Source organism: Micromonospora sp. M42, assembly GCF_000568915.1.
In the GTDB taxonomy this organism is placed as follows: domain Bacteria; phylum Actinomycetota; class Actinomycetes; order Mycobacteriales; family Micromonosporaceae; genus Micromonospora; species Micromonospora chalcea.
Genome location: NZ_KK037233.1, coordinates 3,201,545 through 3,220,760 on the forward strand (window position 1 = coordinate 3,201,545; position 19,216 = coordinate 3,220,760).

Genomic DNA, 19,216 nt, shown 5'->3' on the forward strand with positions numbered 1-19,216 from the left:
TATAGCAGGGGCCCCCGCTTAACACGTGCGCACCGGGCGTCAGGACGTCGGCGGCTCGTCCTCGCCGGCCTCCTCGGCGGCGTCCGCCTCCTCCTTCGTCTTGTGCACCGCGCCGTCGGCGTGCTCCGGCGGGCCGTAGACGGTGTAGAGCACCAGCGGGTTCGGCCCGGTGTTGACGAAGTTGTGCTTCGTGCCGGCCGGGACGACCACGAGGTCGCCGGAGACGACCTCCTTCTTCTCGCCGGCCACCCGGGCCTCGCCGGTGCCGCTGACGAACGTGAGGATCTGGTCGATGCCCTCGTGGACCTCCTCGCCGATCTCGCCGCCCGGCGGAATGGTCATGATGACCAGCTGGGTGTGCTCCCCGGTCCAGAGCACGCGGCGGAAGTCGGGACTCTTCTCGGCGACTGTCGCGATAGTGAAATGCTCCATGGCCCGCTCATACCCCGATCACGCGCCCGCCACGCCGGGAGTCGCAGATGGTGGAATTCCCCACGCCGATCCGGTTTGGATCCCCGGAGAAGGGGCATGTGCTGCCGACAAGACCGGTGCGGGACGGGCCGGTCGAGCCAAGTCCCCGCTGGCGTACCGCCTGTACGGCTGCGGCGGTGGGAGACGGCCGGAGCGCGGCGACGTTACGACCGGAGGTCGTGCGGCGCCGTGCGCTCGTCTGCGCGTCCGGTCAGGCCAGCACGGCCAGGTGGAACGGACGGTCCACGTGCCCGCTCGTGCCGTGCGTCTCGACGAACACGGCGTTCGCGATACCCGAGCGCGGCGCCACGGTGATGACACCCTGCGGGACCAGCCCGTTCGCCGTCGCGGGGCCCACCGATCCGACGTACGCCGCTCCGGCCACGTCCTGGTCGAACGCGACCTGGTACATCCCGGCGGCGAGCCGGGTGGCCGAGGTGGCGCCGAGGCCGCGGACGAGTTTTCCGTCGGCGTCGACCACGGCGAACAGCATCCGTGCGGTGGCCGGCAGCCCGACCGGCGAACACGAGTTGATCTCGGTGTCGGCGCGTGCGGCCTCCCGCATGCTCGGGATCGGCTGGCCGGTGGTTTCCCTCCTACCTCTGCGGCTGGGCATGGTGATCCTCTCTCCCGCCGGTACGCCGGCCGGAGGCGTTCGTGCGCGTTCGGGCGATCGTCGGCGGTCACCCTCGATGATTCCGACGCTATGTCGGCGCACCGCCCGGCAACCAGCCGATGAAGTGTCCAATCACTGACAGCGAACGGCTCTGACCTGCGAAAACGTTCACGACGTGACGCAGAGCGATCGGCTGGCTACATTTAAGTATGGTGCAGTCGCCCCGAGGCCCGGTCTACCGCCCGGTGCTGGCCGCGCGGCGCGGTGAGCTGGAGGCGCTGTCCCATCTCGACGGAGGCTCCACCCCGCTGCTCGCACCGGTTCTCGACGTCGCGGCGGACGCGCCGTCCATCAAGGACTCGCTGGCTCGACTGCCGGACGGGCTGCTGCCCGCCGTCGACGTGTCGGCGCTTCCGGACACCCCGGAACACGATCCGGTCCGGTGGGGCGTACCGCTGGCACCGGTCATCGGCCTGACGGACAGCGACCGGCGGCTGGCCGCGCACGGCGCGGCGGCACGGGCCTGGGCGCACCACGCGGTCGTCCGGTTGCGCACCGGCCCGGACCGAAGCGGGCCGGACGCCGCGACGGCCGCCGCGGAGCGGGTGTGGCGGCTGACCGGCCTGATGCCGGAGCAGTGCGACCTGCTGCTCGACGCGGAGGACGTGTGCTGCACCGCGGACGTCCGGCTGGCCGAGCCACGGGTGCGGCGCGCGGCGGAATGGGCCCGGCGGCACGCCTGGCGCTCGGTGACGGTGGCGGCCGGCGGGATGCCGCCGGCCCTGTCCCGGCTTCCGGTGGACGAGCCGGTCCGGCTGGACCGGTACGACTGGTCGCTCTGGCAGCGCCTGGCCGACCTGGACCTCGGGTACGGCGACTACGGCGTGAGCTGCGCGGTACGCGGCGCGGACGAGCCGGTCGACCGGGTTCCCACGCTGCGCTGGGCAACCGACGACGCGTGGTGGGTCTACCGCTGGTCGCGGCGCGGCGGGCGGGGCGACGAGCGCTTCGCCGACCTGTGCCGCACGGTGACCGCCGCCGCGCACTGGCCGGCAGCCGGGGCCGGCTTCTCCTGGGGCGACCACGAGATCGTCCGGCGGGCCCGGCGCGGCGCGGGCGCAGGTTCCCCGGCCAACTGGATCGCGTGGAGCACCTCGCACCACCTGGCGCAGGTGCTGGCCGCACTGGTCCGACCGGAACGGGACCAGCGCGGCCGGGCGTGGTGGGCCGACCCGGACGTCCCGGAACGGGGACGTACCGGCCGCTCGCCGCGCGGCGGGGAGTCCCGCCGCGCCGGCTGAACTCACTCCTTCTCGGTGAACCCGAACTGCACCACGCCCTCGTCGTCGACGACCGCGTCCACCGAGGTGTCGTTCAGCAGTTCGGCGGCGTCGGAGTCGAGGAAGATGCGCGCCCCCTCGGTGTCCACCACCTGGTCGCCCCGCACCGGCTCCGGCACCAGTTCGATGGAGAGCGAACCGGCCTCGGTGTCGGCGGCGATGCGCAGCCCACCGGCGTCGGCCACGTCCTGCTGGGCGGCGAGGTCACGGATCACCAGGACGGCGTTGTCGGTCATGGTCAGCATCGCTGAACTCCTCATGGCTGGATGTCGGGATTCGCGCGGGCGACAAGGCCCACGTACAGGTCTTTTCCCTCCCTCGGCCCGGCGAATCCCTAGGCTGGGGGCAGAGACGGCGCGGTGCGCGCCACGTCTCCTGGCGATAACCTTTCACACCGGAGTCTTTCCCGCAGGAAATCTCCATGGCAGCATCGGCACATGCATCGTCGCCTATTCCCCCGGGCGCTCGCGGTGCTGGTGCTGGTCGCCACCGCGGCCACCGCCGGCGCCACCACCGCCACTGCCGAAGCGCCCACCCCCGCGCAGACCCGGCTGCACGCCACCATCGACGCCGTCCTCGCCGACAGCCGGCTCGACGGCGCGCAGGCGGGCGTGGTCGTCGTCGACACCACCACCGGCCGCACGCTGTACGACCGCAACGGGACGCGACGGCTCATCCCGGCCTCCAACACCAAGCTGTTCACCTCCGCGGCGGCGATGGAACTGCTCGGACCGGGCCACCGGTTCACCACCGACGTGAGCGCCGACGGGCCGCGCCACGCCGGCATGCTCTCCGGCGACCTCTACCTGCGCGGCGGAGGCGACCCCACCATCCTCGCCGCCGACTACGACCGGCTCGCCGCGCAGGTCGCCGCGACCGGCGTACGGGTCGTCGCGGGCAACCTGGTCGCCGACGACACCCGGTACGACCGCGACCGGCTCGGCCCGGACTGGACCTGGGACGACGAGCCCTACTACTACGCCGCCCAGGTGTCCGCGCTCACCGTGGCCCCGGACACCGACTACGACGCCGGCACGGTGATCGTCCACGCCGCGCCGGGAACGCGGGCGGGCGCCCGACCGAAGATCACCATGACTCCGGACAACGGCTGGCTGCGCATCGAGAACCGGGCCGAGACGGTGACCGAGGGCGAGACCACCATCTCGTTCGAACGCGAGCACGGCGGCAACACAGTGGTGGTCACCGGCCAGATCGCGCTCGGCCAGGCCACCGAGAGCGACTGGGTGACGGTCTGGGAACCGACCGGGTACGCGGCCGACGTGTTCCGGTCCGCGCTGCGCCGTCACGGCGTACGGGTGCTCGGGCGGACCGTGCTCGGCGCCGCCACCCCGGACACGGCCAAGCCGCTGGCCCGGCACGACTCGATGCCGCTGACCGACCTCATGGTGCCGTTCCTCAAGCTCTCCAACAACGGCCACGCCGAAGTGCTCACCAAGGAACTCGGCCGGCAGCTCTCCGGCTCCGGCACCTGGGCCGCCGGGCTCTCCGCGATCAGCGGGTACGTGGGCGACACCGGGGTGGACACCGGCACGCTGCGCCAACGTGACGGCTCCGGCCTGTCCCGGCGCAACCTCGTCCCGCCGGGACAGTTCGTCACGCTGCTCTCGGCGGTCCGCGCCGAACCGTGGTTCGACACCTGGTACGCCGCGCTGCCGGTGGCCGGCAACCCGAACCGGCTCGTCGGCGGGACGCTGCGCAGCCGGATGAGCGGCACCGCCGCCGCGAACAACGTGCACGCCAAGACCGGCAGCCTGACCGGCGCGTCAGCGCTCTCCGGCTACGTCACGAGTGCGGACGGCCGGCTGCTGGCGTTCTCGATCGTGCTGAACAACTACCTGACCTCGTCGGTGAAGGGGCTGGAGGATCAGATCGCGATCGCCCTGGCCGCGTACACCGAGAGGGAGACGGCCACCGCCCGGCGTACCGTGCCGGCCGCGCCGGAGTCACCGCGCGTACCGGAGGGACGGGAGTGCTCCTGGGTCAAGCCGGCGCTCTGCTGACCGGCGCCGTACCGCCCCGGTGCTAGGCGCCGGGGCGGCGCGGCTGCGGGCCGGCGGCGGGGTCACCCCGCTCGACTAGCGCGTCGATCTCGGCCGGTGGGAGCCCGCGCAGGGTGAGCACCCGGCGACCCCACCGGTGCAGCCGGCACGGGTGCGGGCTGGCGTCGTTGCGGCAGATGGTCCCGCCCGACCACGTCCGCGGCGCGTGCACCACCACCGCGCGCACCGCGAACTGGACGTCCTCGACCGTCACGTACGGCGGCATCGGGATCTCGCGCAGCACGTCACCGTCGGCGCGGGGGCGGGCGGGGACGACGGGAGCAGGGCCGGTCATCGGTCGTGCCTCCACAGGGGATGGTCGGACGGGAACAACGGAAACCTACGACGCCGTGCCGGGTACGCGACGGACAAACTGTCCCCGCTCAGCGCAGCGCCACCGCCTGGAGGCTGACGTTGCCGCAGTCGCCGAGCGACTCCTCCACCGTCCAGTTCAGCAGCAGCCGCGCGCCACGCTGGGCGCGGAACTTGATCGTGAACTCGGTGGTGAGCGCGGTGTGCGGGTCCTCCATCCGGAGCGTGGTCACCGGTCCGCCGGTGGAGACACGCACGTCGAGGCGGCCACGGGCCATCCAGAGCCCGGCGTACAGACGCACCGTGCGCTGCTGCCCGTCGGCGGCCACCGCCAGGTTGAACCCGCTGCCCCGGTGGCAGGCGTACACGCCGGACATGGTGCCGCTCGCCGACGCGACCGGGTTGCCGTCGCGCCAGGCGTACGCCTCGGGGTTGTTGCTGAAGCTCTGCCGCCGCCCCCGGCCGCCCTCGTCGCGGATCTCGCCGGAGCCGCCCCGCTTGCGGACCGTCCGGTCGGCGCCGGTGAGCCCCCAGTGGACCCAGTCGGTGGTGCCCACGGCGGTGAGGTCGACGGTGGCGGGCACCTCGGCGCGGGTCACGGTGACTGTCGGCGGGAGCGCGCTCGTCGGCGACGGCGACGGCGACGGCGTGGACGGCGTCGGGCTCGGCGACGGTGGCCGCTGCCGGGGACGCAGTCCCGGATTGGCCACCGGGTCGTCGGCCTCGTTCGGCAGCCCGACCCGGCCGGGCGGCGCGGCCGGCAGCCGGGCGTGCTCCTCGCGTGGCGCGTCGTGCCGCTCGACGCCGAGGTAGAGCGCCAGTGCCGCCAGGCAGAGGAACGCGGCCAGCCCTTCCAGCATCAGCCGTCGTCGGCGGCGCAGCCGCCGCAGCGCGGAGCGGGTACGCGGAAGGCCGTGCCGATGCGAGCCGGGGCCGGTACGCGGACGGTCCTCCTGGCCCACCACACCCTCCACTTCGGTCACGACACCGCCGGATACGACTGGTGCGCGACGGGCTTCACGGTGTCACCGGACGGCTCTTTGCGCCATATGTCGAGTGACGGGCGTTTCCAGTTCGTTACCTGGCGGCCGCTCGCCGGACCGGCCGCTCAGCTTACCGTGACCGCCTGCAGGGCCACCCCGTCGTTCTGCGCGCCGGTGACCGTCAGGGCCTGCCATTTGATCAGCAGCCGCTCCCCCGGGGCCGCCCGGAAGCGGATGACGTACTGGTAGAAGCGGTCGCCCGCGGCGAGGGCGACCTCACGGACGACGGGATCGCCGCCGCTGGACAGCGTCAGGTCGAGCCGCGCGCCGGCCGAGAACGTTCCGACGAACAGCCGGACCGTGCGCAGGTCCCCGCTCCCGGCCACCCCGAGCGTGAAGCTCTTCCCGGCGCCGCGCTGGAAGACACCCGCCCGGGTGCCCTCCTGGCGCGCTGTCGGCGTACCGTCGGTCCACTGGAGATCACAGGCGCCCGCGTTGTGCTCCAGCCGCTCGCCACCCGGATCCTGGATCTCGCCGGTGCCGCCCGCCTTGCGATGGAAGCTGTCCGCGCCGGTACCGCCCCAGTGCCGCCAGTCCCGCGTACCGAGCGCGGTGAGCGACAACGCCCCCGGCAGCGGCGCCAGGTCCACGTCGAGCAGCGGCCCGCCGGGTGACACCGGGTCGGCCGGCGCCTGATCGGGCGCCTGGTCGCCGGGCGCCTGATCGCTCGGCGCCGCCACGGGCGACGTCTCCCGGTTCGACGGTGGCGCGGGTGACCGGCCCGCGTACGCCAGCGCCGCCACCAGCCCGGTCACGGTCACCGCCGCCAGCACGGCGCGCCGGCGCCGACGACGGGCCCGGGCCACAGCGACCCGGGTGGCCGGGGCATCGGCCGGGGGCCAGGTCGGGCCGAGTGGCAGCCTGGTTCGCGCCGCGTCGCGCAGCCGGACGCCGATCCCGCCCGCCAGATCGCCGATCCGGCCGGCCAGGTCGCCGATCCCGCTGGTCAGGTGGCCGATCCCGCTGGTCATATCGGCGAGGCGCGCCGGGATGCTCTCCCGGGCGGAGTGCCGGCCCGGTCTCGCTCCCGTTTCCGCCACCTGCGGCGGGCCGGGTTCGGCCGGATCGGAAGCGGGCCGGACCGGCGACGGAGCGGACAGGTGCAGTCCGTTCGGCGGCGGCCCGACCAGCGGAACCCGACCGCCGGGCGGGTTCGGACGGGACTCGGGGCCGGCCGAAGCAGCCGCCCCGGAGACGAGTGGCCTCGGGCCGAGCGAACCCGGAGCGGGCGTGCCGGAGCCGGGCGGACCCGGAGCAGGCTCACCCGGGCTGAGCGGGCCCGAAGCGAGCGGACCCGAAGCGAGCGGACCCGAAGCGAGCGGACCCGAAGCGAGCGAGCCCGGAGCGATCGAGCCCGGAGCGATCGAGCCCGGAGCGATCGAGCCCGGAGCGATCGAGCCCGGAGCGATCGAGCCCGGAGCGATCGAGCCCGGAGCGATCGAGCCCGGGGCAAGCGGGCCCGGGGCGGGCGTGTCCGCCGGGAGCGGGCCGGCGGCCGGAAGGTCGGGAGCCGGCGGTCCGCCGGCGCGCGGAGGCGGCCACACAGCGGTACCGGGCGGATCCAGGTCGACCGGCGGCACCGGATCGTCCGCGCCGGAAGGTAAGCGTTCGGCGTCCGGGGGCGTCACCGGCCGGGACACGCCGGGGTCGGTGTTCCCGGGCAGGCGGCGTGGACCGGTGGGCCGCGCCGGCGCGTCTGCCGATTCGTCCGGCGTGGGCAGCCAACCCCCGACCCGGATTCCGGTCCGCGCGATGTCGTCCTCAGCCACCGACCCTCCTCGGCCACCGGCGGCGAGCGGCCCGGCCCCGTGGCTCGCCGTAGGGAGGATGACACAGAACGCGATCTTGCAGAAGGCATCCGCCCTCGCAATTCCCACGCACCCCACGCCGCCAACCCGCCCCACGGACCAGATCTTGGAAGATTCAGGTCCCCACAGGAGCCATTTCCTTCCAAGATCTCTCCCGGCCGGCGCGCCCACCCTCGGCAACCTGTTGATCATGAGGTTGGCGGGGACATTTCGGGCGCGGAATGCCGTCAACTTCATGATCGACGGGAGCGGGGCGGGGGTGGGGGTGGGGGTGGGGCGCCCCGGGGGGCGGGATGGTGGGTGGCGTCAGTGGCGGGTGCGGCGGCGCAGGCCCCGGGTGGGGTGCCAGCTCTCGATCAGCAGGTGGTCGGGCGGGTCGCCGACCCGGGTGAGCACCACCTCGGTCAGCTCGATCCGGAAGCTGTGCGAGCCGTCCTCGGCGGGCTGCTCCTCGTGCGCCCGGCCGGCGATCTTCGCGTCCCCGTCCCAGGTGGACGGGTCGTCCGGCGGGGCGTCCTCGGTCGGGCTGTGCAGCGCCACCCGAGGATCGCGGCGCAGGTCGAGCGCCTTGACCGCGCCGGCCATGCTGCCCAGCCGCAGCTGCCCGTCGTCACCGAAGTCGAACTCGGTGCCGCTGATCCGCGGCGAGCCGTCCCGCCGCAGTGTCGCCATCGTGCCGTGCTTGCGGACCGCGAAGCGGGCGCGCACCCGCGCCGCGAACTCGGGTTCGGCCGCCACCAGATCGGACCACCATGTCATGCGCCCGATTCTGGCCGGGAAACCTGACAACCCGCGGCAGCTTTCAGCCGACCTGGAAACCGAGCGCCTGGGCCAGCATCACCGCCTGCTCGGCGTCGATCCGCGCGCCGGAACGCTGCACCGCCGTCGGGTCGAGCGCGGACAGGTCGCTGCCGCGCAGGTCGGCCCGGATCAGCTTGGCGGCGTGCAACTGGGCGCCGGAGAGGTCCACGCCGGTCAGCGTCGCGCCGGTGAGGTCGGCACCGGTCAGGTCGACCTCCCGCATCCGTACGTCGGTGATCCGCGCCCCGCGCAGGTCGGCGCCGGCGAGCGTGACGAAGGACCAGTCGCCCCGGTCGACCCGCAGCGGGCGCAGGTCGCAGCGGTCGAACGTGCTGCCGACCAGCTTGCAGCCGGTGAACTCGGCCTCGAAGAGGTTGCACTTGCTGAACGAGCACCTGGTGAACGCCGAGTCGGTGTGCCGGGAGGCGTTGAACGCCACGTTGCCGAACACGCAGTCGGTGAAGACCGCGCCCCGGCTGACCGCCTCGGTCAGGTCGACGTGGAAGAACTCGCACCGTACGAAGTGCCTGTCGGCCAACTCCTCGGCGTACCAGTCCTGCTGGCGGTAGGTGACGTCCTCGACCGGCTCCGGCATGCCACCGACCCTAGTGACACTTCCCGGCCGCGGTACCTGCGGGTAGGTTCGCGGTCGTGAGTGTCACCGTGAGCACCGACCCCGGACGTGTCGGCCTCGATCCCGCCCGGCTGGCGCGGATCGACGAGCACTTCGCCCGGTACGTCGACGACGGCCGGCTCGCCGGCTGGCAGATCGTCGTCACCCGCCGGGGCGAGATCGCCCACTCCTCGACGTACGGGCTGCGCGACCGGGAGGCCGGTACGCCGGTCGAGGCGGACACGCTCTGGCGCATCTACTCGATGACCAAGCCGATCACCTCGGTCGCCGCGATGATGCTCTGGGAGGAGGGCCGGCTCGAGCTGAACGACCCGGTCAGCCGCTGGCTGCCGGAGTTCGCCGACGTACGCGTCTACGACCGGGGTTCGGTGCTGAAGCCGTACACGGTGCCGGCGGTCGAGCCGATCCGGATCTGGCACCTGCTCACCCACACCGCCGGCCTCACGTACGGCTTCGCCCAGGTGTCGGTGGTCGACGGCCTGTACCGGGCGGCGGGCTTCGACCTCGGTGTGCCGCCGGGCGCGGACCTGGCGGCGGCGTCGGCCGGGCTGGCCCGGCTGCCGCTGCTGTTCCAGCCCGGCACGAGCTGGAACTACGGCGTCTCCACCGACGTCCTGGGCCGCCTGGTCGAGGTGATCTCCGGGCAGTCGCTCGACGCGTTCTTCGCCGAGCGGATCCTGGCCCCGCTGGGCATGACCGACACCCGCTGGTGGGTGGACGCGGCGGACGCGAAACGCCTGGCCGCGCTCTACGCCCCGCACCCGGCGACCGGTCAGGCGGTACGCGCCGACGCGGTGGGCCGGGCCGCGCTGGCGGAGCCGACGTGGCACTCCGGCGGCGGCGGGCTGCTCTCCACGGCGGCCGACTACCACCGGTTCACCCAGTTCCTGCTGCGTGGCGGCGAGCTGGACGGGGTGCGCCTGCTCGGGCCGCGCACGGTGCGCTTCATGACCCGCAACCACCTGCCCGGCAACCGGGACCTGGCCTCGTTCTCGCCGGAGGGCTTCGCCGAGACGATCCTCGACGGGGTCGGCTTCGGGCTGGGCTTCGCGGTCGTGCTGGACCCGGTGCCGTCGCGGGTGCCGAGCAGCGTCGGCGAGTTCTACTGGGGCGGCCTCGCCAGCACCGCGTTCTGGGTGGACCCGGTGGAGGAGGTCACCGCGCTGCTGTTCACCCAGTTGATGCCGTCCAGCACGTACCCGCTGCGCAGCCAGTTGCGCCAGCTCGTCTACTCGGCGATCGTCGACTGAGCCGGTTCGGCGGAACTCCCGCCGCCCGCCGGCAGGCTGCCTAGCCTGTGAGTCATGAGCGACATCGTCGTGTTCGGCGCCGGCGGGACGGCGGGCTCGCGGATCGCCGCGGAGGCGGTCGAGCGGGGGCACCGGGTGACAGCGGCGGTGCGGCGTCCGGAGGCGGTCGGCTACCTACCCCCAGGCGTACGCACGGTGACCGGCGACGCCACGTCGGCGCGGAGCGTACGCGAACTGGCCGAGGACGCGGACGTGCTGGTGGTGGCCATCGGCGGCGGCGAGCGGGCCCTGTGGCGCGACGCCGCGCGGACGCTGGTCGACACGCTGCGTGAGTTGCCGGACCCACCTCGGGTGATCCACGTCGGCGGTGGCTCGACGCTGCTCACGCCGAAGGGGACCCGGTATCTGGACGAGCCGGACTTCCCGGAGGAGTACCGGGACTCGGCGCACGGTCAGGCCGACGCGCTGGAGTTCTACAGGTCCAGCGCCGACGGGGTGACCTGGACGTACGTCTCCCCGCCGCCGCTGGAGTTCCACCCGGGCGAGCGGACCGGGCACTACCGCACCGGCACCGACCACCCGGTGACCGACGCGCAGGGCCGTTCGGTGCTCACCTACGAGGACCTGGCGGTGGCGATCGTCGACGAGATCGAGGATCCGCGCTTCGGCAACGCCCGGTTCACGGTCGCGTACTGATTCAGTCGGCCAGCCGGGCCGGGAAGCCGCCGGTGGCGATCGGGCCCCAGGACTCGATCGTGACCCGGATCAGCGACTTGCCCTGCGCGACCATGGCCGACCGGTACTCGTCCCAGTCCGGGTGCTCGCCGGAGATGCTGCGGAAGTACTCGACCAGCGGTTCCAGCGCCTCGGGCAGGTCGAGCACCTCGGCCACGCCGTCGACCTGCACCCACGGGCCGTTCCAGTCGTCGGAGAGCACGCACGCGGAGACGCGCGGGTCGCGGCGGATGTTGGCGACCTTGGCACGCTCGGGATAGGTGGAGATCACCAGCCGGCCCTCGGCATCCACCCCGCAGGCCACCGGGGAGGACTGCGGGCGCCCGTCGGAGCGGGTGGTCATGAGCACGACGTGGTGGCGGGGGCGGAGGAACTCGATCAGGGCGTCCCGGTCGACCCGGGTGTTCTTCGCGATGCTGCGTGCCATGCCTCGGTTCTACCAGGCATGTCCGTCGTTCTCAGCGCGGGCGGCCGGCGGACCGCTGCGCGGTGACCTGCTCCGGCACGCGCGGGCGGGCCGAGGGCCGCCAGGCGCGGCCGTTGGCGTAGATCACCCGGAAACCGAGGTACGCGGCGAGCGGCGCCCAGTGCGCCGAGCGCATCCGCAGTTCGGCGGCGTTGTGCCGCTGCCCGTTGGCGAGCACGTCGAGCAGCACCGTCTCGAAGGCGGCCGACTCGACCCAGTCCACCTCGCGGGTGAAGCCGCAGATCAGCGCCGCGCCGGTGACGTCGAGGAACTCGCGCAGCGTGGCGTCGGAGGCACGCAGCACCGAGCAGCTGCCGAAGTAGAGGCGGCGGCCCTCGCAGCGGCCGGCCATCCGCTCGGCCACGTCCGACAGCTCGACCGAGTCCCAGTCGGTGAGGCAGAGCCGGCTCGGCTCGCCGTGCATGGCGAAGAAGCCCACCCGGTGGTCGGCGTACTGCTTGAGCAGCCAGCGGTCGACGAAGTAGAACAGCTCGTCGCGGGTGGCCGCGTCCTTGTGGATGTAGCGGATGCGGCCGAGCCGCTCCAGCAGGTCGAGCGTGGGCAGGACGGACCCGCGTTCGTTGAGGTCGCGGTGCCACTGCCCCTCGACGCAGAACACGCCGCCACGCGCCAACGCCCACCTCCCCGCCCGTCGAGGTCGCCGCCCGGTCCGGGAGCAGACGTTACCGGTCACGTCCGACGGGCGACACCCGGCAGCGCGTACGCAAACAGGCAGTATTCACAGCCAATACCCAGCAACCGGGCGATGTGAGAACAATTTCCGCTAATCACCACGAAGAATCCTCGTACCTGTCACGGTGATAGGGACGGGACGTACCGGTCGATGTGCCCGTCGGATCCCAGTTCCGCTCTGACATCGGGAGGACTCTGTGCGCGTCAACACCCTGAAGCGGGCGGCGGTCGCGTTCGCGCTGGCCCTGCCCGGGGCCGCCGTGGCGACAGTCGTGGCCGCGCCACCGGCGCACGCCGACGGCTGCTACACCTGGAACCGGACGCTGTCCCAGGGAAGCTCCGGCGACGACGTCCGGCAGCTCCAGATCCGGGTGGCCGGCTGGGCCGCGTACGGCGGCATCGTCCGGGTCGACGGCGTGTACGGCCCGGAGACGGCCGCCGCGGTCAAGCGCTTCCAGACCGCGTACGGGCTGCGCGCCGACGGCGTGGCCGGGCCGCAGACGTTCGCCAGGATCTACGACCTGCAGAAGGACAGCGACTGCACGCCGAAGCACTTCAGCTACGCCGAGCTGGACAACGGCTGCGGCAAGGGCGGGTGGGCCGGCGGCCCGCTCTCCGCGTCGGCCACCCGGGAGAACGCGCTGCGCACCATGTGGAAGCTGGAGGCGCTGCGGCGCAGCCTCGGCGACAAGCCGCTCTACGTGACCAGCGGGTTCCGCAGCATCGCCTGCAACCGGCAGGTCGGCGGCGCCGCGGACAGCCAGCACCTCTACGGCAACGCGGCCGACCTGATCGCCAAGCACCGCAGCCTCTGCGACATCGCCCGCTCGGCCCGCAGCCGGGGCTTCAGCGGCATCTACGGCCCCGGCTACCCGGACCACGACGACCACACGCACGTCGACTCGCGGCGGGAGAACAACCGGGACAAGTCGTCGAACACGAAGGGCTGGTCCGCACCGGACTGCGGAGTCAAGTGATGCGGTGACGGCGGCCCGGACCGGGGGTGGGGGCTCCCCGTCCGGGCCGCCGTCGGCATGCTCCGGCACGACCGACGCCATCCGCGACGGGGCGTCGGCGCGACCGGAACCGGGCGCCGGGCGTCAGCTCGCCCGGGGCCAGCGGGCCGGGCGGTGGGAGCCGACCGCCCGGCGACCGGCCGCAGACCGGGCCGCACCGGCGGGCGGCGGTCCCGCGGAACCGCACCGCGCGCCGCCTGCGCCGCGGCGGGGCGGGCGGCCTGACCCGGCACCGACCGGGCCGGCTGTCCGGGCACGGGACGGCCGGCCTGACCGGGTACGCCGGGCCGCGCCACCTGACCGGGTACGCCCGGTCGCGCCGTCTGACCGCGGGCGGCCTGCCCGGGGGCGGGACGGGCGCCGGACGGTCCGGTCAGCACGAACGGGAAGGGCACGTGCACGAACGGGTTGCCGTGCCGGATCAGCGCGTCGATCTGGCGGTCGTTGAGACCGTGTGTCTCCAGCACGCGCCGGCCCCAGCGATGCAACCGGCAGGGAAACGACGAACCGTCGTTGCGGCACTTCGGCCCCGCGGGCCACTCCTCGGCGGCGTGCACCACCACCGCCCGGACCGCGAGGCGGACGTCCTCGGGGGTCAACGGCGCCGGTACCGGCACCTCGCCCAGGATCTGGTCGATGGGATCCGTCGACTGCTCACCAACTCGCACGGCAGGCCTCCCGCAGTTCGGCAGCGGTGCGGCGGAACGGCCGCACCACATCCTCGACCACTGGTACGGCCGGATGACGGCAGCAGTTCAATCCCGCCACGCGGCGAGCAGTTCGGCCGGCCCGAGCGCGGTGACTCCGTCGACCGCACGGCCACTGCGCACCACCGCGACGACCGGTGTGTGGTCGTCGGCGCCCGGTAGCTGGGCGCGGTGGTGAAGCAGCCGGGCCAGGTCGTGACCGTCGAACGCGCCGTTCTCCAGCCACTTGACCGAGCCCACGAACGTGATCCGCTTGGCCACCGGGCTCCGATCGCCGCCGACCAGGTCGATCTCGGGATCGTTGGTACGCGTCCAGTAACCGCCCACCTCCGCCGTCCCGGACGGCAGGCTCCCCGGCGGCAGCCGCCGCAGGGACTCCCGGATCACCGGCTCGACCGCACGCCCTCGCCATGAGGTCCAGGACGAATGGATGCGGGCGAGCGTCAGATCCCCTCTGCCGCGCTCGATCTCGGCGAGGTAGGGGTCGAGGAAGGCGAGCCAGAAGCGGAGATACGGATCGGCGACCACGTAGCGGGTCTCGCGCGACGGACGGGTGGACAGCGGGAGGGCGGCCTCCACGACCCGCTTGTCGGTCAGCAGTCGGAGCGCGCGGTGCAGCGACGCCTGCGGGATTCCGCCGGCCGCCCGCGCGATGGAGGAGGAGGTGCGCTCCCCGGAGCCGATGGCGCGCAGCACCACGCCCGGCTGGGACTGCGGCGGAAACTCGGCAGCGAGGGCCCGTTCCCCGCTGACGAGCAGCGCGGAAGTGGGGTCCGGGACGGCCTGGGCGAGGTAGTCGCGCACGGTCTCGCCGGGGGCCCAGTCGTCGAGGACGAGCGGCAGGCCACCGGTGACGAGGTACGCGTCGATGGCATCCGCCGGCGGCAACTGGAGCATCTCGGCCACGTCGCCGGGGCTCAGGGGCGGCACGACCATCTCGGTCGCGCGCTGGTGGAACGGGCGGCCGTAGTCGTTGAGCGCCTCCATCATCGCCAGGTCCGAGCCGACGCAGATCAGCAGGACCGGCCGACGGGACAGCTCCCGGTCGAAGACCTTCTGGAGGGTGCCCTCGAAGCCGGGATCGGTGGCGATGAGGTAGGGCATCTCGTCGAGCACGACGACGCTGGGCTGATCCGTGGGCAGCGCGGCGGCGAGGAGGGTGAGAGCCGCGTCCCAGGTGGCCGGCGCCTGTCCGGCGAACAGACCCGCTCCAGGGAGCGTCGAGCCGGCCGCCGCTTCGACGAAGAGCCGCAGGTCGGCGGCGGGGGTGGGTTGCGCCGAGGCGGTGAAGAAGAGGTGGGGTACGCCCGCGCGCTCGACGAACTCCTCAACGAGGCGGGACTTACCCACCCGTCGGCGTCCACGCATGAGCAGCGCCCGTCCCGGGCGCCCCGCCCGGCCGCCGCGTTCGACGCGCGCCAACATGCCGTCGAGCCGGGCCAGCTCCCTCGTCCTGCCGACGAAACCGGCCACGTCAATCACCTCATACTCTCAGGACGGATACTCTCATCTCTGATAGTATCCCGAATGAGAGTGTCTGTGCCTCAGACCAGGCCGGCGTCCTGGACCAGCAGGGCCACCTGCACACGGTTGTTCAGGTCGAGCTTCGTCAGCAGCCGCGACACGTACGCCTTCACCGTCGCCACGCTCATGAACAACTCGGCGGAGATCTCCGCGTTGGTGCGGCCCCGGCCGAGCAGCACCGCGACCTCCCGTTCCCGTTCGGAGAGCCCGTCGAGCAGCCGTACCGCCCGTTCCCGCTTCGGGTCCGGGCCGGGCACCGGCGCGGCGCCGGTGACGTGCGCGATGAGTTTGCGGGTCACCGCCGGGGACAGCGTCGCCTCCCCCGCCGCGACCCGGCGTACCGCCGCCACGATCTCGGCCGGCGGGGTGTCCTTGAGCAGGAAGCCGCTCGCCCCGGCCCGCAGCGCCCGCAGCACCTGCTCGTCCGCGTCGAACGTGGTGAGCACCAGCACCTCGGGCGGTTCCGCTGTGGCACGCAGCGCCTCGGTGGCGGCCAGGCCGTCGACCCGGGGCATGCGGATGTCCATCAGCACCACGTCCGGGGCGTGGGCGGCGACGGCCTGGGGCACCTCGGCGCCGTCGGTGGCCTCGCCGACCACCGCGAGGTCGGGTACGCCGCCGAGGATCATCGACAGCGCGCCGCGGACCAGCGGGTCGTCGTCGACGATCAGTACCCGTACCGGGGCGCTCACTGCGCCCCCCAGGGCAGCCAGGCGGTCAGCCGGAACGTGCCGTCGGCGTCCCGCCCGTGTTCCAGGCGGCCACCGGCGAGCGTGACCCGCTCGGCGATGCCGACCAGGCCGGTGCCGGTGCCCGGGATCGCGGTGGCCGGGCTGCCCACCGGCCACGGGTTGCTGATCTCCACCACCAGCCCGTCACCCGGGCCACCGGCCAGCCGGACGGTCACCACCGCGCCGGGCGCGTGCTTGCGGGCGTTTGTCAGCCCCTCCTGCACGATCCGGTACGCGCTGCGCCCGATCGCCGCGGGCACCGCCTCCGGCTCGGTCACCTCGTCGACGACGGCGACCCGTACCCCGGCGTCGCGGCTCTCGGCGACCAGCGCGGGCACGTCGGCCAGCGTGGGTTGCGGCCGTTCCGGCGTGGCCTCGGAGCCGACCTCGGCCCGCAGCACGCCGATCACCTCGCGCAGGTCCTGGAGCGCGGCGTGCGCGCTGGCCCGGATCACCCCGGCCGCCCGCGCCACCTCCTCCGGCGGCGCGTCCGGCCGGAACTCCAGCGCTCCCGCGTGCAGGCTGAGCAGGGAGATCCGGTGGGCGAGCACGTCGTGCATCTCCCGGGCGATCCGGCCGCGTTCGAGCTGCCGGGCCTGGTCGAGCCGGAGCTGCTGCTCGGCCTCGGCCCGCTCGGCGCGGTCGCGCAGGGACAGCACCAGCTGGCGGCGGGCCCGGACGAACAGCGCCCACGCCACCACCACGCCGATGAACAGCGCGGTCCAGATCACCGAACCCCAGAACGGCATCGTCGGGTCGGGCCGGACGGCGAGGTAGACCGGCAGGCTGAGCACGTTCCAGGCCGCCAGGGCCAGGCCCACCGGCAGTGGCCGGTGCACCAGCACGGTGAACGTGATGACGAGCAACGCGACGCCGGAGGTGACCGAGAAGAACACCAGCGGCGCGGTGGCCAGTGCCAGCCCGACCGGCCAGCGCCGGCGCAGCCAGAGCGCCCCGCTGATCCACAGGCCGATCAGCAGGTCGACCTCCTCCAGCCAGGCCGGACCGGCGTTGAGCCCGAACTCCGGGCTCGCGCTGGTGACGTCGCCGTGGGCGATGAGCACCCAGAGCAGCGAGGCCACGAACAGCGCGCCGTCGACGAACCAGTCCCGCGGGGTCCGCCGGGCGGTCCGGGCGGGCACCAGGGAGCCCGGCAGGAGCCAGGGATGATCGGGTACGACGGCGCTGCTCACCCACCCATGCTAGGAAGCCGTCCGGACCGGCTACCAGCTACCAAAGTCGACGACTGCGGTGAACCGAGGTCGACGGCGACGCCGACCGCCGGCCGCAGCGCGTGACCGGGTGGCCCCGGCAGGCTCGACGGCATGATCGAAGTCGACCAGCTCACCAAGCGGTACGGCCCGCACACAGCCGTCGCGGACGTCACGTTCCGGTGCGAACCGGGCACAGTGACCGGTTTCCTCGGGCCGAACGGCGCCGGGAAGTCCACCACGATGCGGATGATCTGCGGGATGACGCCGCCCACAGCGGGCGGCGCCACGGTCGCCGGCCGCCCCTACCGCGACCTGCCCAATCCGGGGCGGGAGATCGGCGTGCTGCTCGACGCCTCGGCACAGCACGCCGGGCGGACCGGCCGGGAGACGCTCACGCTCGCCGCCCGGACCATGGGCGTGGACCGGGGGCGGGTGGCGGCGGCACTCGACCGGGTCGGGCTGAACGAGACCGCCGCCCGGCGCCGCGTCGGGGCGTACTCCCTGGGCATGCGGCAGCGGCTCGGCCTGGCGCTGGCGCTGCTGGGTGACCCCCGGGTGCTGATCCTGGACGAGCCGGCCAACGGCCTCGACCCGGAGGGGATCTTCTGGATGCGCGGCCTGCTGCGCGACTTCGCCGACCGGGGCGGCACGGTGCTGCTCTCCTCGCACCTGCTGCGCGAGGTGGAGGCGGTGGCCGACCGGCTGGTGGTGATCGGCGGGGGCCGGGTGGTCGCCCAGGGCGGCAAGGACGAGCTGCTGGCAGGCGCCGGCACGCTGGTGCGCGCCCGCGACGCGCACGCCCTGCGCCTGACGCTGGAGCGGGCCGCGCTGCCCGCCACGGCCGGCACCGACGGCGGCTACGTGGTCCGGGCCGAGCCGGGTCAGGTCGGCCAGGCCGCGGCGGACGCCGGACTGGTCCTCACCGAGCTGCGCCCGGCCGGCAGCGGCGGCCTCGAACAGCTCTTCCTCACCCTCACCGCCGGCGCGTCGACCAAGGAGGCCGTCCGATGACCACCGCCACCCGTAACCCCGCGCCGCCGCGTCCCGAAGCCGCCGTCGCCGGACCGACGCTGGCCCGGCTGACCGGCGTGGAGCTGCGCAAGCTCGCCGACACCCGGGCCGGACGGTGGCTGCTGATCACGATCGGGCTGATCGCGGCCGTGATCGTGGTGGTGCAGCTCTTCGTCGTCGAGGCGCCGGACCAGACGTTCACCGCCTTCTTCACCCCGTCGCTGCTGCCGGTCGGCCTGCTGCTGCCGGTGCTCGGCATCCTCTCCATCACCGGCGAGTGGTCGCAGCGCACCGCGCTCACCACGTTCGCGCTGGTGCCCCGCCGGGAACGGGTGATCGTCGCCAAGCTCGCCGCCGTGGTGCTGGCCGCGCTCGCGTCGGTGCTGGTCAGCCTCGCGGTCGCCGCGGTCGGCACGCTCGCCGCCGGCGCCACCGGCGGGGCGGGCGCCTGGACGTTCGACTGGCAACTGCTGCCGCACGCGGCCGTGTTCCAGGTGGTGAACGTGCTGATGGGCGCCGCGTTCGGGCTGCTGCTGCTGAACACGCCGCTGGCGATCGTCACCTATCTGCTGCTGCCCACGGTGTGGAGCCTGCTCGCCGCGATGATCTCCGCGCTGCGGGAGCCGGCCCGCTGGCTCGACACCTCGTACACGATGGAGCCGCTGCTCGGCGCCGAGATGACCGGCGGGCAGTGGGGCCGGCTCGGCGTCTCGCTCGCCGTCTGGGTGCTCCTGCCGCTGGTCGCCGGTCTGGTCCGCACGCTGCGCCGGGAGGTGTCGTGACC

General features: G+C 73.6%; 20 protein-coding genes. 7 read left to right on the top strand and 13 right to left on the bottom strand.

Annotated elements, in window-relative coordinates; translation table 11 throughout:
• Positions 1-39 precede the first annotated feature (39 nt).
• Both MCBG_RS14435 and MCBG_RS14440 read right to left on the bottom strand, forming a co-directional pair.
• Entirely contained in the window at positions 40-432 is a 393-nt protein-coding gene (locus MCBG_RS14435; RefSeq protein WP_013284343.1) for a cupin domain-containing protein, read from the bottom strand.
• A gap of 250 nt (positions 433-682) precedes the next feature.
• Positions 683-1,087, bottom strand: a complete 405-nt coding sequence (locus MCBG_RS14440; RefSeq protein WP_043326228.1) for a hypothetical protein — start codon at positions 1,085-1,087, stop codon at positions 683-685.
• Between the two features lie 209 nt (positions 1,088-1,296).
• Here MCBG_RS14440 and MCBG_RS14445 point away from each other — a divergent pair, with 209 nt between their 5' ends.
• The gene (locus tag MCBG_RS14445) at positions 1,297-2,388 is read left to right on the top strand and encodes a beta family protein (RefSeq protein WP_051611212.1); all 1,092 of its coding nucleotides are present in this window, start codon (positions 1,297-1,299) and stop codon (positions 2,386-2,388) included.
• A 2-nt stretch (positions 2,389-2,390) separates the two neighbouring features.
• Here MCBG_RS14445 and MCBG_RS14450 read toward each other — a convergent pair whose 3' ends face one another.
• A complete protein-coding gene (locus MCBG_RS14450; RefSeq protein ID WP_030501863.1) occupies positions 2,391-2,672 on the bottom strand; it encodes an iron-sulfur cluster biosynthesis family protein in 282 nt (93 codons plus the stop codon).
• A gap of 192 nt (positions 2,673-2,864) precedes the next feature.
• Here MCBG_RS14450 and dacB point away from each other — a divergent pair, with 192 nt between their 5' ends.
• Positions 2,865-4,448 (top strand): D-alanyl-D-alanine carboxypeptidase/D-alanyl-D-alanine endopeptidase, encoded by a 1,584-nt coding sequence (gene dacB / locus MCBG_RS14455; protein ID WP_043326229.1) that lies wholly within the window; start codon positions 2,865-2,867, stop codon positions 4,446-4,448.
• Between the two features lie 22 nt (positions 4,449-4,470).
• On the opposite strand, the gene MCBG_RS14460 is transcribed toward dacB, so the two are convergent.
• The 5 genes from MCBG_RS14460 to MCBG_RS14480 form a co-directional block, all read right to left on the bottom strand.
• On the bottom strand, positions 4,471-4,782 hold the full coding sequence (locus MCBG_RS14460; RefSeq protein ID WP_043326231.1) for a hypothetical protein: 312 nt from the start codon (positions 4,780-4,782) through the stop codon (positions 4,471-4,473).
• A gap of 88 nt (positions 4,783-4,870) precedes the next feature.
• Entirely contained in the window at positions 4,871-5,782 is a 912-nt protein-coding gene (locus MCBG_RS14465; protein ID WP_223201220.1) for a hypothetical protein, read from the bottom strand.
• Positions 5,783-5,907: 125 nt separating this feature from the next.
• Positions 5,908-6,813 (bottom strand): hypothetical protein, encoded by a 906-nt coding sequence (locus MCBG_RS34065; RefSeq protein WP_223201221.1) that lies wholly within the window; start codon positions 6,811-6,813, stop codon positions 5,908-5,910.
• 1,143 nt (positions 6,814-7,956) lie between these two features.
• A complete protein-coding gene (locus MCBG_RS34930; RefSeq protein ID WP_043326236.1) occupies positions 7,957-8,409 on the bottom strand; it encodes a pyridoxamine 5'-phosphate oxidase family protein in 453 nt (150 codons plus the stop codon).
• Positions 8,410-8,452: 43 nt separating this feature from the next.
• Positions 8,453-9,046 carry a pentapeptide repeat-containing protein gene (locus tag MCBG_RS14480; protein ID WP_013284334.1) on the bottom strand — a complete coding sequence of 198 codons (594 nt, stop codon included), beginning with the start codon at positions 9,044-9,046 and terminating at the stop codon, positions 8,453-8,455.
• A gap of 56 nt (positions 9,047-9,102) precedes the next feature.
• Between MCBG_RS14480 and MCBG_RS14485 the strand changes: the two genes are divergently transcribed.
• Together MCBG_RS14485 and MCBG_RS14490 are read left to right on the top strand one after the other, a co-directional pair.
• Complete coding sequence (locus tag MCBG_RS14485; RefSeq protein ID WP_043326238.1) at positions 9,103-10,335, top strand: serine hydrolase domain-containing protein; 1,233 nt, start codon at positions 9,103-9,105, stop codon at positions 10,333-10,335.
• Positions 10,336-10,389: 54 nt separating this feature from the next.
• Positions 10,390-11,031 carry an NAD(P)-dependent oxidoreductase gene (locus tag MCBG_RS14490; RefSeq protein WP_043326240.1) on the top strand — a complete coding sequence of 214 codons (642 nt, stop codon included), beginning with the start codon at positions 10,390-10,392 and terminating at the stop codon, positions 11,029-11,031.
• A 1-nt stretch (position 11,032) separates the two neighbouring features.
• On the opposite strand, the gene MCBG_RS14495 is transcribed toward MCBG_RS14490, so the two are convergent.
• Positions 11,033-11,497: a PPOX class F420-dependent oxidoreductase gene (locus MCBG_RS14495; protein ID WP_030272926.1), complete on the bottom strand. Its 465-nt coding sequence runs from the start codon at positions 11,495-11,497 to the stop codon at positions 11,033-11,035.
• 31 nt (positions 11,498-11,528) lie between these two features.
• Positions 11,529-12,170, bottom strand: a complete 642-nt coding sequence (locus MCBG_RS14500; RefSeq protein ID WP_043326246.1) for a DUF6642 family protein — start codon at positions 12,168-12,170, stop codon at positions 11,529-11,531.
• A 256-nt stretch (positions 12,171-12,426) separates the two neighbouring features.
• Here MCBG_RS14500 and MCBG_RS14505 point away from each other — a divergent pair, with 256 nt between their 5' ends.
• Positions 12,427-13,206, top strand: a complete 780-nt coding sequence (locus MCBG_RS14505; protein ID WP_043326248.1) for a D-Ala-D-Ala carboxypeptidase family metallohydrolase — start codon at positions 12,427-12,429, stop codon at positions 13,204-13,206.
• A gap of 794 nt (positions 13,207-14,000) precedes the next feature.
• On the opposite strand, the gene MCBG_RS14510 is transcribed toward MCBG_RS14505, so the two are convergent.
• The 3 genes from MCBG_RS14510 to MCBG_RS14520 form a co-directional block, all read right to left on the bottom strand.
• Positions 14,001-15,425, bottom strand: a complete 1,425-nt coding sequence (locus MCBG_RS14510) for an ATP-binding protein (protein ID WP_176722750.1) — start codon at positions 15,423-15,425, stop codon at positions 14,001-14,003.
• 71 nt (positions 15,426-15,496) lie between these two features.
• Positions 15,497-16,189: a response regulator gene (locus tag MCBG_RS14515; protein WP_282102418.1), complete on the bottom strand. Its 693-nt coding sequence runs from the start codon at positions 16,187-16,189 to the stop codon at positions 15,497-15,499.
• Entirely contained in the window at positions 16,165-17,400 is a 1,236-nt protein-coding gene (locus MCBG_RS14520) for a sensor histidine kinase (RefSeq protein WP_043326252.1), read from the bottom strand. Before MCBG_RS14520 ends, MCBG_RS14515 begins: the two co-directional genes overlap by 25 nt.
• Positions 17,401-17,532: 132 nt before the next feature.
• On the opposite strand from MCBG_RS14520, the gene MCBG_RS14525 reads away from it, so the two are divergent.
• Both MCBG_RS14525 and MCBG_RS14530 read left to right on the top strand, forming a co-directional pair.
• A complete protein-coding gene (locus tag MCBG_RS14525) occupies positions 17,533-18,432 on the top strand; it encodes an ABC transporter ATP-binding protein (RefSeq protein WP_043326253.1) in 900 nt (299 codons plus the stop codon).
• On the top strand, positions 18,429-19,214 hold the full coding sequence (locus MCBG_RS14530; RefSeq protein ID WP_043326256.1) for a hypothetical protein: 786 nt from the start codon (positions 18,429-18,431) through the stop codon (positions 19,212-19,214). The genes MCBG_RS14525 and MCBG_RS14530 overlap by 4 nt, the downstream gene beginning before the upstream one ends.
• The last annotated feature ends 2 nt before the right edge of the window (positions 19,215-19,216 follow it).

Excerpts from the sequence above, each read along its gene's own strand:
- MCBG_RS14530 (WP_043326256.1), top strand. The coding sequence starts at position 18,429 with ATGACCACCGCCACCCGTAACCCCGCGCCGCCGCGTCCCGAAGCCGCC.
- MCBG_RS34930 (WP_043326236.1), bottom strand. The coding sequence starts at position 8,409 with ATGACATGGTGGTCCGATCTGGTGGCGGCCGAACCCGAGTTCGCGGCG.
- MCBG_RS14460 (WP_043326231.1), bottom strand. The coding sequence starts at position 4,782 with ATGACCGGCCCTGCTCCCGTCGTCCCCGCCCGCCCCCGCGCCGACGGT.
- MCBG_RS14445 (WP_051611212.1), top strand. The coding sequence starts at position 1,297 with ATGGTGCAGTCGCCCCGAGGCCCGGTCTACCGCCCGGTGCTGGCCGCG.
- MCBG_RS14480 (WP_013284334.1), bottom strand. The coding sequence starts at position 9,046 with ATGCCGGAGCCGGTCGAGGACGTCACCTACCGCCAGCAGGACTGGTAC.
- MCBG_RS34065 (WP_223201221.1), bottom strand. The coding sequence starts at position 6,813 with ATGACCAGCGGGATCGGCCACCTGACCAGCGGGATCGGCGACCTGGCC.
- MCBG_RS14525 (WP_043326253.1), top strand. The coding sequence starts at position 17,533 with ATGATCGAAGTCGACCAGCTCACCAAGCGGTACGGCCCGCACACAGCC.
- MCBG_RS14440 (WP_043326228.1), bottom strand. The coding sequence starts at position 1,087 with ATGCCCAGCCGCAGAGGTAGGAGGGAAACCACCGGCCAGCCGATCCCG.
- MCBG_RS14450 (WP_030501863.1), bottom strand. The coding sequence starts at position 2,672 with ATGCTGACCATGACCGACAACGCCGTCCTGGTGATCCGTGACCTCGCC.
- MCBG_RS14495 (WP_030272926.1), bottom strand. The coding sequence starts at position 11,497 with ATGGCACGCAGCATCGCGAAGAACACCCGGGTCGACCGGGACGCCCTG.
- MCBG_RS14490 (WP_043326240.1), top strand. The coding sequence starts at position 10,390 with ATGAGCGACATCGTCGTGTTCGGCGCCGGCGGGACGGCGGGCTCGCGG.
- MCBG_RS14435 (WP_013284343.1), bottom strand. The coding sequence starts at position 432 with ATGGAGCATTTCACTATCGCGACAGTCGCCGAGAAGAGTCCCGACTTC.
- dacB (WP_043326229.1), top strand. The coding sequence starts at position 2,865 with ATGCATCGTCGCCTATTCCCCCGGGCGCTCGCGGTGCTGGTGCTGGTC.